At 58.9% G+C, this 12,353-nt stretch carries 16 protein-coding genes; all 16 read left to right on the top strand.

Annotation, left to right across the window (positions count from 1 at the left end; translation table 11 throughout):
- Window positions 1–3: 3 nt before the first annotated feature.
- The gene (locus D8U69_RS24135; protein ID WP_130908296.1) at window positions 4–372 is read left to right on the top strand and encodes a Gp49 family protein; all 369 of its coding nucleotides are present in this window, start codon (window positions 4–6) and stop codon (window positions 370–372) included.
- Between the two features lie 87 nt (window positions 373–459).
- Entirely contained in the window at window positions 460–1,167 is a 708-nt protein-coding gene (locus D8U69_RS24130) for a hypothetical protein (RefSeq protein ID WP_130908295.1), read from the top strand.
- 10 nt (window positions 1,168–1,177) lie between these two features.
- Window positions 1,178–2,146: a major capsid protein gene (locus D8U69_RS24125; RefSeq protein ID WP_130908294.1), complete on the top strand. Its 969-nt coding sequence runs from the start codon at window positions 1,178–1,180 to the stop codon at window positions 2,144–2,146.
- Between the two features lie 50 nt (window positions 2,147–2,196).
- On the top strand, window positions 2,197–2,781 hold the full coding sequence (locus D8U69_RS24120) for a hypothetical protein (protein ID WP_130908293.1): 585 nt from the start codon (window positions 2,197–2,199) through the stop codon (window positions 2,779–2,781).
- Window positions 2,782–2,838: 57 nt separating this feature from the next.
- On the top strand, window positions 2,839–3,342 hold the full coding sequence (locus D8U69_RS24115; RefSeq protein WP_130908292.1) for a DnaT-like ssDNA-binding protein: 504 nt from the start codon (window positions 2,839–2,841) through the stop codon (window positions 3,340–3,342).
- 266 nt (window positions 3,343–3,608) lie between these two features.
- Window positions 3,609–3,977, top strand: a complete 369-nt coding sequence (locus D8U69_RS24110) for a hypothetical protein (protein ID WP_130908291.1) — start codon at window positions 3,609–3,611, stop codon at window positions 3,975–3,977.
- A complete protein-coding gene (locus tag D8U69_RS24105) occupies window positions 3,974–4,570 on the top strand; it encodes a hypothetical protein (RefSeq protein ID WP_130908290.1) in 597 nt (198 codons plus the stop codon). The genes D8U69_RS24110 and D8U69_RS24105 overlap by 4 nt, the downstream gene beginning before the upstream one ends.
- Window positions 4,567–4,983 carry a phage tail terminator-like protein gene (locus D8U69_RS24100; RefSeq protein ID WP_130908289.1) on the top strand — a complete coding sequence of 139 codons (417 nt, stop codon included), beginning with the start codon at window positions 4,567–4,569 and terminating at the stop codon, window positions 4,981–4,983. The genes D8U69_RS24105 and D8U69_RS24100 overlap by 4 nt, the downstream gene beginning before the upstream one ends.
- A gap of 69 nt (window positions 4,984–5,052) precedes the next feature.
- Entirely contained in the window at window positions 5,053–5,700 is a 648-nt protein-coding gene (locus D8U69_RS24095; RefSeq protein WP_130908288.1) for a phage tail protein, read from the top strand.
- Window positions 5,701–5,709: 9 nt separating this feature from the next.
- On the top strand, window positions 5,710–6,093 hold the full coding sequence (locus D8U69_RS24090) for a phage tail assembly chaperone (protein WP_130908287.1): 384 nt from the start codon (window positions 5,710–5,712) through the stop codon (window positions 6,091–6,093).
- A 47-nt stretch (window positions 6,094–6,140) separates the two neighbouring features.
- Window positions 6,141–6,413, top strand: a complete 273-nt coding sequence (locus D8U69_RS24085; protein ID WP_130908286.1) for a DUF1799 domain-containing protein — start codon at window positions 6,141–6,143, stop codon at window positions 6,411–6,413.
- A 27-nt stretch (window positions 6,414–6,440) separates the two neighbouring features.
- Window positions 6,441–9,482: a phage tail tape measure protein gene (locus tag D8U69_RS24080; RefSeq protein ID WP_130908285.1), complete on the top strand. Its 3,042-nt coding sequence runs from the start codon at window positions 6,441–6,443 to the stop codon at window positions 9,480–9,482.
- Window positions 9,482–9,820 carry a phage tail protein gene (locus D8U69_RS24075; protein ID WP_130908284.1) on the top strand — a complete coding sequence of 113 codons (339 nt, stop codon included), beginning with the start codon at window positions 9,482–9,484 and terminating at the stop codon, window positions 9,818–9,820. Before D8U69_RS24080 ends, D8U69_RS24075 begins: the two co-directional genes overlap by 1 nt.
- A 9-nt stretch (window positions 9,821–9,829) precedes the next feature.
- Entirely contained in the window at window positions 9,830–10,579 is a 750-nt protein-coding gene (locus D8U69_RS24070) for a phage minor tail protein L (RefSeq protein WP_130908283.1), read from the top strand.
- Between the two features lies 1 nt (window position 10,580).
- Window positions 10,581–11,342 (top strand): C40 family peptidase, encoded by a 762-nt coding sequence (locus tag D8U69_RS24065; protein WP_130908282.1) that lies wholly within the window; start codon window positions 10,581–10,583, stop codon window positions 11,340–11,342.
- Window positions 11,343–11,529: 187 nt separating this feature from the next.
- Complete coding sequence (locus tag D8U69_RS24060; protein ID WP_130908281.1) at window positions 11,530–12,279, top strand: hypothetical protein; 750 nt, start codon at window positions 11,530–11,532, stop codon at window positions 12,277–12,279.
- Window positions 12,280–12,353: the final 74 nt, after the last annotated feature.

Here is a 12,353-nt window from a genome sequence, read left to right as displayed (position 1 = left end):
CACATGAACGACCAAGCAATCGAGCAAGAGATCCAAGCGAAGGGCCTGACCGCGCCGCGCATCACGCCGGCCGATCTACAAGCCAACATTGTCGGCGAATACTTCTTTACTGCTGCCAATGGCGTCCAGGCTGCATTCAGCGAGCAAGATGAGCTGACGCGTCTCACTGGTGCGCATGGCGAACTGGCTCTGCTGACATTCTGCGTCCTGGTGCTGCGCAACGGTTTTACAGTCACCGGCGAGAGCGCATGCGCCAGCCCGGAGAACTTCGACGCCGAAGTGGGCCGCAAGATTGCCCGTCAGAACGCCGAGCAGAAGGTCTGGCCACTGATGGGCTACGCGCTCAAGCAGCAATTGCACGAAACCAATTAACCGAACACCGAATTACCAGCCGGTCATGGGCCGGTTTTTTTATGCCCCGCAGGCAGGGCCTGCACCTAAGTCTCTGGGAGACAACCAATGCTGAAATTCCAACTGGATACCCTGGATGGGGTAGATGAAGCCGTGCGCGCTCTTTACACCGAGAAGGACGGCAAGTTCGTACTCGGCATTGAAGGTCTGCCCCAGCAAGAAGATGTATCTGGCCTGAAGGCCAAGGTTGATGAACTGCTCGGCGAGAAGAAGCTGGCAGAGAAGAAGGCGCGCGAGGCTGAAGAGGCTGCTCGCCTAGAGCGTGAAGAAGCCGCTCGCAAATCTGGAAACGTCGAAGAGCTCGAAAAGTCCTGGTCCGAAAAATACAACCGCCGCGAAGCTGAGCTGAACGGCATGCTGGAGCAGGAGCGTGGAACGCTGGGCGGACAGATCCGGGATCTGACCGTTGGCCGTACCGCAACTGACATCGCGTCCGCCCTGGCAATCCCAGGCAGCGCCAAAGCCCTGTTGCCGCACATCGAGCGCCGCCTTGGTGTCGAGCAGCGCGACGGGAAGCCTGTTGTGGTCGTCCTCGATCCGCAGGGCAAGCTCTCGGCGGCAACGCTGGATGAGCTGAAAGCGGAATTCGCAAACGATACGGCGTTCGCGCCGTTGATCGCAGGTAGCAAGGCATCGGGCGGCGGGGCTGCTGGTGCTGGAGGTGGCGGCGGGGCCGCAAAAGGAAAAATCGGCGGCACCAAAGAGGAACGCACGGCCGCAATCGCGAGCCGGTTCCCGGATCTCCCTCAATCGTAAGGAATAACTCATGTCCCTGTCGCAAATGCAGGTTTTCAACGAATACATCATGCCGGCGACTCTCGAGACGCTGGATCAGTATCTCGCCGCTTTCAACGCCGCAAGCCGCGGTGCAATCGTGCTGTCGCCGGACGGCTTCACCGGCGACTTCCTCCAAGAGTCGTTCTTCCAGACTCTGGCGGCTGCCCAGCGCCGAGTGGATCGCTACAGCGCAAACGCCGCTGTTGCGGCCACCGACCTGACCGAGCTGAGGAACACTTCGGTGAAGGTCGCCGGCGGCTTCGGGCCGATCCGCTACGAGCCATCGCAGATGACTTGGCTGGAGCGCCCAACTGCGCAGGGCGTCGAAGTTGCGAGCCGCGCTTTCGCTGAAATTTTGCTCAAGGATCAGTTGAACACTGCGATCGCCGCACTGGTTGCCGCGATCACCGCCCAGGCCGCCGCTGTCAACGACGTGTCGGCTACCGCAGGCATCACCTACGCAGGGCTAAACAACGCCCATGCGAAGTTCGGCGACGCAAGCCAGAACCTGGTCACTCAGGTGATGCAGGGCACCAGCTACCACAAATTGGTTGGCCAGAACCTGGCAAACCAGCAGCAGCTGTTCCAAGCGGGCAACGTTCGCGTCGTGGACATCCTCGGCAAGATTTCCGTGGTGACGGACGCGCCAGCACTGATGCAGGCCGGCACCCCGAACAAGGAGATCATCCTGTCCCTGGTGCAGGGCGCGGCGCTGGTGCACGACGGTCGCGACATCATCAGCAACGTTCAGACCACCAACGGCAAGGAGCGTATCGAAACCACGCTTCAAACCGACTACACCTTCGGCCTGGGCCTGAAGGGCTACACCTGGGACACCACCACCGGCGGCAAGTCGCCAACCGACGCCGAACTGGCAACCGGTACCAACTGGGATAAGACCGCCACCAGCATCAAGCACACCGCCGGTGTGGCTCTGATCGGTGACGCCTCCAAGTAATTCCTGAATGTTGAGCCGGGCGACGTGCCCGGCTCGACGAGGTAATGATGATGAGCAACAAAAACATCTGGTACTTGCCCGGTCCATTTCACCAATATCAGGAAGATGTGAAGGCGCTGGCTAAGGAAAACGGTCTTCGCATTGTCGACGCGAACGCCACCGGAAGCCGCGAGGATGAGGCTGACGATGTTCCGGAGGTGACGGTTCGACAGCTTGAGTCGGCGCCGGTAATGCTGATCGACAGCAATGACGATGATGCGGCTGCATTGCAGGAGCTGATCGACAAGTTGAGTGCGGAGCGTGACGGCATCCTGCTATTGATCGACGCTGCTGAAGGTCTTGCGCCACTGGAACACCCAGGCGCCAGCGAGCTGCCGATCCGCCTGTTCGATGCGCTGAAAGCAATTCACGAAGATGTCGTCTCCCTAACGGATGAGCGCGACAAGCTGGCGGGCGAGGCTGAATCGCTCCGAGCTGAAATTGCACGCCTCAAGGCAACAACGGAGCAGACTGGCGATAATGCAGAGAAGATCGCAGCCCTCAAAGCGCTGCTCGACGCCGCCAACGTGCAATATCGGGCCAACGCTTCGGTAGAATCTCTGGAAAAGGCAGTTGCCGACCTGCCAAAGGCGTAATAATTCGGGTGCCAAGGTCTGCGGCACCCGACTCCAACCAATACAGCGAGCTGATTCATGACTCTCATCATCGAGGACGGCACCGGAAAGCCAGACGCCGAAAGTTATGCGTCTGCCGAGGACCTGGATCTTTATGCCGTGAAGTTTGGCTTGGTGATCCCTTCGGAAGTGCCTGCGCAAGAAGCGTTGCTGCGTCGGGCCGCGCTGGCAATGGATGGAATGACGTGGAAAGGGCGCAAGACCAACAGCGAGCAGGCATTGTCTTGGCCTCGCCGAGGTGTCGAGCTGGATTACGAGATCAAGCCCGACAACTACCTACCGGCACGCATCCAGTACGGGCAAATGGCGTTGGCTGCCGAGATTCATCAGGACGACATCGACCCGGTGGAGAAGCGGAAAGGCGCCATTACCCTGGAGCGTGTTGAAGGGGCGGTGACTCGCGAGTACGCGACGATCCCGAATACCAGCGGCCGATTGTTGCCGGCGGCGCCAGACCGGCCGAGCGCAACACAGTTTGCCGACTATCTCAAAAAGCGTGGGTTGTTTGCGATTCGAGCATAGTGATAGCTTTGTGCCTTCATCAAATGGAGGTGCATATGGCTACGATATTGTATCAAAGTGACTCTGCTGCGTGGGATCAGTACGCGGCAGCAGCGTTATCTGGCTTTCTAGCAAAGGGTGATTATTCTTGGAGTCAGGCGACTGCAAAGGCAGCCGAAGCTGCGGATCAGCTACTACTGGAGCGTAAAGCTCGCACTGGTGCTGCCGAAGAGCACCAATTCGGAAGGCCCGCAAACCGATAACCTGTATTCTTTTTTGGAGCCACCATGGCCTTCTACGACGAAATGGCCGTGATGGCTCTGGATATGATCACAGAGTTCGGCCAGCCCCTGACCATTCGGGCTACAACTGTCGGTGAGTACGACCCGGAAACCGGGACTGCACCGCCCGACACCATCACTGAGCAGACTGCCCAAGGCATCCTGCTCGACTTCACAGGCCAAGAATTCCAGAACAACAGCCTGATCAAGCAGGGCGACAAGAAGCTCAAAATCGCCGCGCAGGGGCTTGAATGGGCGCCTGATCTTCTGAACAAAATCATCGTTCAAGGCCGCACCTGGTCAATCGTTCCACCGCTGAAAGAGATCAACCCGGCCGGCACGCCGATTCTGTATGAACTGCAGGTGCGATCGTGAGCCGGGCCGGCGCCGGACAATCCGGCAGCTTCGCCCTGAGCCTTGCCGAGTTCGCAGCCCAGGCCACCGAAGCCATCGACGCCAGCCTGCGCGAAATCATTATCGAGGTCGGCAGTAGCGTCATCCGCATGTCGCCGGTGGGTAACCCGGAGATCTGGGCGCAGAACACCGTGGCCCGCCAGTACAACAAGGCCGTCGACGATCACAACAGCGAACTGCGCAGCGATCCCGCCAACCTGACCAAGGCGGGCCGACTCAAGCCTGGCCGAAAGCTCAACGACGGCATGGATATCGTCGCACCAGAAGGCTACGTCGGCGGGCGGTTCCGGGCCAACTGGCACCTTTCGATTGATGTCATAGAGAACGTCACTTTCGACGAGGTTGACCCCGGTGGCCAGGAAACGATCGCCGCGTTGGTTTCAGCCGTGAGCGACTTCACAGCCGGGCAGACTGCCTACCTCATCAACAACCTGCCGTACGCGATTCCGCTGGAGTTCGGCCATTCGACCCAGGCGCCCGGCGGCATGGTCCGCATCACCGTGGCCCGCTTCCAGCAGATCGTGCTGGAGGCCATCAGGAACAACCAGGTATGAGCCACAACATCATTGCCTCGATTTACGAGGCCAGAATAATTAACTGGGCGAAGGCGCTGCCGGTGCCGCTAAAGGTTGTCGTAGAGAACGAGGCCTACACTCCGGTGAATGGCGCTACTTACCTGAAGGCTTTCACGCTGCCGGCTGACACCGCGAGCAACACGCTCGCTGGCGACCACAAGCTTTACACCGGCGTCTTTCAGGTCAGCATCGTGACCCCGTCCGGCAAGTACCGCGGCGCGGCCGGTGCGATAGCCGACCAGATTGCCGCTCTGTTCCCTCTGTACGAGCGAATCACAAAAGGCGCGCTTACCGTGGTGACCATGAGCCCGGTAGACCCAGGTCCTGGCATTCCCGACGACACCACCTACACGGTGCCGGTTTCGTTCTTGTACCGAGCCGACACCAACTAAACCCGCCCGTTGGGCAACCCGGAACCCGCCATTGAGCGGGTTTTGTCATTTCTGCAAAGAGGAAACCCCATGAGCGTCAAGATTCCCAACGGCACCACCTTCGAAATTGCAGCCACCCTGAGCGCTCCGAAATCGTTTACCGCGATCAGCAATGCCAGCCCCGCAGTGCTCACCGCTGCAGCCCACGGACTGATTGATGGCGAAGTGATCGTGATCGATTCTGCCTGGGCGAAGCTGAATGGCCGACCGGCACGCGTCATCGATTCGGATACTGGCGATTTCGCCGCGGAAGGCATCGACACCACTAGCGTGAAGAACTACCCGGCAGGCTCTGGAGCCGGTACCGTCCGTGCGGCTTCCGGCTGGACGCAGATCTCCCAAATCACTGAGCCCACAGCCAACGGCGGCGAGCAGCAGTTCCTGACCTACGGATTCCTCGAGGACGACGATGACCGTCAACTGCCGACCACCAAATCGGCCAGCAGCATGACCCTGCCGGTAGCGGATGATCCGGCCAAAGCATACGTCGCCATTGTTGAAGCGGCCGACGAAGACAAAGAGCCGCGCCTGATTCGCGCCAACCTCCCGGGTGGTGCGACCATTTACTACTTTGCGTACGTGTCGATTACTGCGACCCCGACGCTGAGCCGTAACAACATCATGACGCGGACCATCACGCTGTCCTTCGCCTCCCGTCCAACCCGCTACAACGCCTAAGGGGTTCCCATGCCGAAGTTTTCCATCGCGCCGAAGCCGGCGTTCACCGTCGATGTGGCGATCCCCCAGGTCGGCGGCAAGCCGGCGATGGTGCCGTTCACGTTCAAATACCGTGACCGCACTGCTCTGGCTGAACTGTTCGACAACTGGAAGGAAAGGGCAGAGGCCATCGGCGAGCGCTTCAAGGGAACTGAGCCGACGCTCTCTGAGATCACTGCCGCAGAGGTCGAGCAGGGTGTCGACCAGATCAAGGACCTGGTTGTGTCCTGGGGCTTCACCGACAAGCTCAGCGATGAATCGATTACCGCGTTGGTGAAGAGCTGCATCGGCGTATCGGATGCAGTGGTGAAGGCCTACAGCGAAGCTTTCGGCAAGGCCCGCCTGGGAAACTGACCGCCGCCGCCCGTGCGCTGTATGAGCCCGAAGGACCGGCGGAGCAGATGGCCTTGTTCGGCTTCTCGCCAGAGGACTATGACGAAACCGTTGAAGTCTGGCCGGACAACTGGGCGTCCTTCCTCGTCATGGACGCGATGGGGACCCAATGGCGCACTGGCGCATGCGGCGCAACCGGCCTCGATTACGGCGTTTTGCCAAACGTGATGAAGCTCGTCGGCATCCCGGCGAAGGATCGCTCGAGTGTGTTTCACGATATCCGCGTCATGGAGTCGGAAGCTATCGCGGTTATGGCGGAAGCCCGCGACAACAGCCCGTGAAAACGGGCACTTATTCAAGGTGAGTCGATGAACATTGCAGAACTCGGCATCAAGGTCGATTCGGCTGATGCCGCCAACGCTGCGAACGATCTCGACAAGCTGACCAAGGCTGGTGATCGCGCTGAGCAGTCCGCCGTCGGCCTGATGAACGAAATGCAGGCGCTGGAGAAGTCGCTGGCGAAAGGCGCGACCACCACGCAGGAACTTGCCAAGCAGCGCGAGAGCCTGGCGAAGCTGACGAAGACCGGCGCCTACGGTGAGGCTGAATTCACCAAGATCAGCACGCAACTCGACAAGCAGCAGATCGCCCTGGCTAAGTCCACCATGGACGAGCAGAAGGCGCTGAACAGCCTGTTGGGCGCCATCGACCCGGCCCGCGCTGCCATGTCCAAGCTGGACACGCAGGTCGAGCAGCTGGGCAAGCACCTGGACGCAGGCCGAATCAGCCAGGATCAGTACAACACGGCCCTGAGCAAGATCGACAAGGACTACGACAAGCTCAACAAAACCGCCACCGGCTTCGACAAGTTGCGCCTCGGTACCCGCCAGGCGCAGGAAAACGTCGTTCAGCTCGGCAACGCTCTCTCGTCGGGTGATTGGGGTAGCGGGGTGCGGGCTGTTGCTCAGCTTGGCGCTGGGGCAGGCGCAGGCGCTGCAGGGTTGCTGGCCATTCTCGCACCACTGGCACTGGCCACCGCCGCCGTCGGCACCCTTGCTGTTGCCTACTACCAGGGCAGCAAGGAGCAGGACAACTACAACAAGTCGATGATCCTCACCGGTAACTACGCCGGGGTCAGCGCTGCACAGCTCGGCGACATGGCGCGCCAGGTGAGCGCGACGGTCGGCACCACCGGGCAGGCTGCCGAGGTTCTGGCCTTGCTGGCTGGGAACGGAAAGATCGCCGGCGAGAGTTTCACCACCATCACCCAGGCTGCCGTTTCGATGCAGGAAGCCACGGGCAAGGCGGTGAGCGAGACCGTTGCTGAATTCGTGAAGCTGGCCGACGACCCGGTCAAGGCGTCCGCTGCGCTCAATGAGCAGTATCATTACCTGACCGCCTCGATTTACTCGCAGATCACGGCTCTGGAAGAGCAGGGCGACCACGCAGGGGCGGTCAAGCTCGCGACGGAGCAGTACGCCGACGCGATCAACGAGCGCACGCCAAAGATCCTTGAAAATTTGAGCTTTTGGGAGAAAGGTTACAACGCTGTCGCGCGGGCAGCGGATAACCTGAAGAACATCGGACGGCCCGATATCGACGCTGATATCGAGCAGGCTCGGCGCAACTTGGCATCCGCTCAGGCTGGCGATATCGGTGCGTTTCAAAACCAGAAAGAAATGGTCGAGCTGTACAGCAACCAGCTCAACATGCTGGAGGATCAGAAGGCCGCGGCGGCTGATATTGCCAAGTGGGAAGGTGAGCAGGCGAAGGCGCAGCAAAGCGCAGTCGTAGCGATGTCCAAAGTGGACGCCATCACTAAGTCCTCACTGACGAACGAGCAAAAGCGCGCCGAGGCAATCAAGGATTACAAGAAAAGCCTGGACGATATCCGCAAGGTCGATCCGAACGACTCCCGGCTTGATCCAACTGCGGTTGCCAAGAACATCGCGAACATCAACGAGAAGTTCAAGGATCCGAAGGTCGCTGCGGGCAGTGTCGACACTACCGGCTTTAACAACGCGAAGAACGCCTTGGCCGAAACCCTGGCCTACTACAAAAATGCGGACAAGGAGCTCGAAGCGTCTCAGCGGGCAGGTGTGATATCCCAAGCCAGCTACACCGAGCAGCGGATCAGCCTGTTGAAGCAGCAGGCCGATGAAGTTGCCCAAGGCTACCAAGCGGAGATCGATGCGCTTGAAGCTGCCAAGGCGAAGAAGGGCAACACTGGTGCCCAGATCATCCAGATTGACCAGAAGATCGCCGACGCTCGAACCGCAATGGTCAAGGCTCAGCAGGACAGCGACAGCGAACTGGCGGTCATTGCAACGAACGAAGAGGGGCGACTGCGCAAGCAGACCCTGGCCGTCAACACGTACACCAGCGCCTTGCAGCAGCAGGTCGACACGCTTCGGCAGCAGGGTCTGCGCGCAGCATCGAGCCTCGACCAAGGTGACCGGCAGCGTGCGCTTAGTGATCAGCAGAACGGGATCGACGACCGATTCAACCAGCAGCGCCTGGAACTCGCCAACCAATACGGCGACGGCTCGCGCGGCATGAGCCTCGACGAGTACACCCAGAAGCTGGTCGCGCTGAAAGCCACCCAACAGGACCTGCACGACACTGTGCGGGCCAACTACGACGACATGACCTCCGCCCAGGGCGACTGGAGCGCTGGCGCATCGTCGGCGTGGCAGAACTACTTGGAGTCAGCGCGGGACGTTGCGGGGCAAACGAAGAGCCTTTTCACCAACGCCTTCAGCTCGATGGAGGACGCAATCGTCAACTTCGTCATGACCGGGAAGCTGTCGTTTGCCGATTTCACCAAGTCGATTCTGGCGGACATGGCGCGTATCGCTACCCGGCAGGCTAGCTCGGCACTGCTGAGCAGCCTGGTCGGCGCGGGCGCGAGCTACTTCGGTGGCGGCGGCGCAGCAACTTCAGCAGGCTCCACTGTTGCGGGCTACAGCGGTGATCTGTCTGGTTTCACACCGGGCAGCGTTCAAGCGAACGGTGGAGCGTGGTCTGGTGGCGTTCAGATGTTCGCGAAGGGCGCAGCGTTCACCAACTCCATCCTGACCCAGCCAACCGCGTTCGGAATGGCTGGCGGTGATATCGGAGTGGCGGGCGAGGCGGGACCTGAGGCGATTATGCCTCTGACTCGTACCGCCGGCGGTCAGCTGGGTGTACGTGCAATCAGTGCTAGCGGCAGTGGCGGCGGCAGCGTTTACAACTTCCCCGTCGCGGTATCGGTGCAATCCCAAGGGAATGGCGGCACGGCCAGCACGGAAGACACGTCGCAGCTGGGCAAGGGCATTCAGCAGGCGGCGAAAGCCGAAGCGGAAACCGCAATCGCTCGAGCGCTGCAGCCTGGCGGCTCGATCTGGCGTCTTACGAATGGGAGGGGCTGATGGCCTTAGAGACATTCATCTGGCCGACTCAGCATGGCGACTCACCCGAGATTTCCTATCGGGTGCGCACCGCGCAGTTCGGCGACGGCTACAAACAGGAAGTTGGCGACGGGCCGAATAACAAGGAAGACGCGTACCCGATCAACTACAGCGGCTCCCAAGCCAGAGTGTTAGAGATCATGGCGTTCCTTGACCGACACGCCGGCGCGAAAGCGTTCCTTTGGACGACCCCGCTGGGTCAGCTCGGCCTGTTCACTTGCAAGAATCCCGTGCCCACTCCGGTGGGTGGCGGCGTTTTCAAATTCACAGCCACGTTCGAGCGTGCATTCCATCCATAAGGGGCAACCATGCCGCTAATTAGTGACATCCAGGTGCTTGAGCCTGGCAGCGAAGTGCTGCTGTTTGAATTGGACGGCACGGATTACGGCGCGGACATCCTGCGCTTCCATGGGCACGCGATTCCGCACACGTCGGCCGAGCTGATCGCCGCAGGCGACAATGCGGACCAGTTGCCGGCGAAGGCGATTTATTGGCAGGGCAACGAGTACAGCGCCTGGCCGATGCAGATCGACGGTATCGAGGCTAACGGCGACGGCACCGCGGTGCGGCCAACGCTGTCGGTCGGCAACGTCAACGGGCGGATCACGGCGCTCTGCCTGGGGTTCGCGGATCTACTTGAGTTCAAGCTGACGATGCGCCATACGCTGGGCACGTACCTTGATTCGGAGAACTTCCCGGCCGGCAACCCAACAGCAGACCCGACACAGGAAACGATTGAGGTCTGGTACATCGATCAGAAAACAAACGAGGACGGGGAGAGCGTCACTTGGGAGCTGGCCAGCCCGGGCGATGTTGGAAATGAATCTATCGGCCGGCAGGCCACAACCCTTTGTCATTGGTGCCTGACTGGCGGTTACCGCGGTCCGAACTGCGGATACACCGGGCCAAACGTTACGAAGGACGGCGTCATCACCGATAACCCTGAACTGGACGAGTGTGACGCAACGTTGGGCCGAGGGTGTATTCCGCGCTTTGGCGAGGGTAATCCGCTGCCGTTCGGTGGCTTTCCGGCTGTATCCCTGATTGCCAGGAGCTGACATGCGAAAGCACATCTTGAATGCGATCCAGGGGCACGCGGCGGCCGAGTACCCAAAAGAGTGCTGCGGGCTGCTGCTGGCGATCGGGCGCAAGCAACAGTATTTCCCCTGCAACAACGTCTCGACTGAGCCGAACGAAGAATTCCGGATTGATCCGGAGCAATACGCAGCGGCGGAGGATGTCGGCGAAGTTATCGGTGTGGTTCATTCGCATCCGGACGCAACCAGCAGACCTTCGCCGCGTGACCTGGCCATGTGCGAGGCGACGGCGCTGCCATGGCACATCCTCAGCTGGCCAGAGGGCGACCTGCGCACGGTCATGCCGACCGGCGATGTCCAATTGCTGAAGCGCCCGTTCGTACATGGTGCGTGGGACTGCTGGCAGGTCTGCGCCGATTGGTATAAGCGCGAGTGGGGGCTGGAGTTCGAAGCCTTTAAGCGTGCCGACGGCTGGTGGGAGAGCAAAGACAGCACCAGCCTGTATGAAGCGAATTACGCGGCCGCCGGTTTCTATCGGGTTGACGAGCCACAGCGCGGTGACATGATCGTGATGGAAGTAGGTCGGACGGTTTACCCAAACCATGCTGGTATCTTCCTCGGCGCTGATGCGGGGTTGTCCGGCGAGGACGGGGCGACGTTCGGCCCCGGCCCTTTCCTGCTGCATCACCTCTATGGCAGGCCTTCGGAAGTAATCGTGTTCGGCGGGCCATGGCTTGAACGGGTGCGCTTGATCCTGAGACATCAGAAGTCACATCTAGCTTAAGTACTTCCACAAGTTAAATAGTTAGCTGGCGAGAACCTACAGTTTGTGCATGGTGTGAGTTTTCCAAGTCAAGTTTAACGGAGTGTAATTTAATTTCGTTTTGTTATATTTTTAATGTGTAATTGATATAACGACTTGATTGTTTTGTTGCCATGCTCCTTTAGATATTTCGCCAGAGGGTAGAGTAATGGCTGATGAATGGTCTCTTTCGATTAAGGTGGTCGATGACAAACAAGGTGGGATCAATCCGGTTGCTGTAGTGGATTGGAGGATCCAGCGCCGTCTCTTATTGTCATTGTCTGACGCTGAAGGTCTAAAAACATCACTCAAAAATTTGGGGTTACCCGATCTCTATGATTTGCTGAAGAAGCTAGAAGGGGTTCCAAAGGAACTTCTAAAGTTTACTAATATTCCGTGGACTGCATGCCCCAGTGGTACGTTCGATACTGATAGTGTGATTGAAATATTAAATCAGTTGAGGAAAGGAATCTGGTACAGATTGGAGGGGGCGCCATCAGAGTTGAAGGGGGTAATTTCTAATGCTGGATTTGATGTTGTTTTTGATATGCGAGAGGAAAACCTGAACTCCCTGTATAAGAGGGCGGTTCAGTGTAATGTTGATCTAGATAAGGCTCTGGGTGACGCTAAGGATGATGCAGAAAAGTCCTCTTTAGAGGCACAGAAAAAAATGAACGCGTGTATTACTGCAAGCCTTAATGCCGATGGTGAATTTGGTCCTTTACTTTATGCAGCTTGGGCATGTCATGAAGCCGAAAAGGCTCGTAAAGAAGCTGAAGAAGCCCAACGTAATGCGGATCAAGCCCAAGAAGAAGTAGATAGAACAAAAGGAACGGTTGGCAGAGGAGACGATGGTGGTGCAGGTGGTAGCGGAAATTTGGGGAAATTGGGTGGCGCTTATTCGCGATTTGGTGGTTAGGGGGGAGTCCCTCGTAAAATATTATCAAATGAATGTAGCAGGTTTGGTTCTGCCTAATTCGGAATTTGACAGAT

This window comes from Pseudomonas sp. Sample_16, assembly GCF_004307665.1.
Classification (GTDB): domain Bacteria; phylum Pseudomonadota; class Gammaproteobacteria; order Pseudomonadales; family Pseudomonadaceae; genus Aquipseudomonas.
Note: the sequence above shows the minus strand (reverse complement) of the source record. Positions and strands in the feature narration are given on the sequence as shown.

Coding starts and splice junctions, on each gene's coding strand:
- D8U69_RS24135 (WP_130908296.1), top strand. CDS start 4: ATGAACGACCAAGCAATCGAGCAAGAGATCCAAGCGAAGGGCCTGACC.
- D8U69_RS24130 (WP_130908295.1), top strand. CDS start 460: ATGCTGAAATTCCAACTGGATACCCTGGATGGGGTAGATGAAGCCGTG.
- D8U69_RS24125 (WP_130908294.1), top strand. CDS start 1,178: ATGTCCCTGTCGCAAATGCAGGTTTTCAACGAATACATCATGCCGGCG.
- D8U69_RS24120 (WP_130908293.1), top strand. CDS start 2,197: ATGAGCAACAAAAACATCTGGTACTTGCCCGGTCCATTTCACCAATAT.
- D8U69_RS24115 (WP_130908292.1), top strand. CDS start 2,839: ATGACTCTCATCATCGAGGACGGCACCGGAAAGCCAGACGCCGAAAGT.
- D8U69_RS24110 (WP_130908291.1), top strand. CDS start 3,609: ATGGCCTTCTACGACGAAATGGCCGTGATGGCTCTGGATATGATCACA.
- D8U69_RS24100 (WP_130908289.1), top strand. CDS start 4,567: ATGAGCCACAACATCATTGCCTCGATTTACGAGGCCAGAATAATTAAC.
- D8U69_RS24095 (WP_130908288.1), top strand. CDS start 5,053: ATGAGCGTCAAGATTCCCAACGGCACCACCTTCGAAATTGCAGCCACC.
- D8U69_RS24090 (WP_130908287.1), top strand. CDS start 5,710: ATGCCGAAGTTTTCCATCGCGCCGAAGCCGGCGTTCACCGTCGATGTG.
- D8U69_RS24085 (WP_130908286.1), top strand. CDS start 6,141: ATGGCCTTGTTCGGCTTCTCGCCAGAGGACTATGACGAAACCGTTGAA.
- D8U69_RS24080 (WP_130908285.1), top strand. CDS start 6,441: ATGAACATTGCAGAACTCGGCATCAAGGTCGATTCGGCTGATGCCGCC.
- D8U69_RS24075 (WP_130908284.1), top strand. CDS start 9,482: ATGGCCTTAGAGACATTCATCTGGCCGACTCAGCATGGCGACTCACCC.
- D8U69_RS24070 (WP_130908283.1), top strand. CDS start 9,830: ATGCCGCTAATTAGTGACATCCAGGTGCTTGAGCCTGGCAGCGAAGTG.
- D8U69_RS24065 (WP_130908282.1), top strand. CDS start 10,581: ATGCGAAAGCACATCTTGAATGCGATCCAGGGGCACGCGGCGGCCGAG.
- D8U69_RS24060 (WP_130908281.1), top strand. CDS start 11,530: ATGGCTGATGAATGGTCTCTTTCGATTAAGGTGGTCGATGACAAACAA.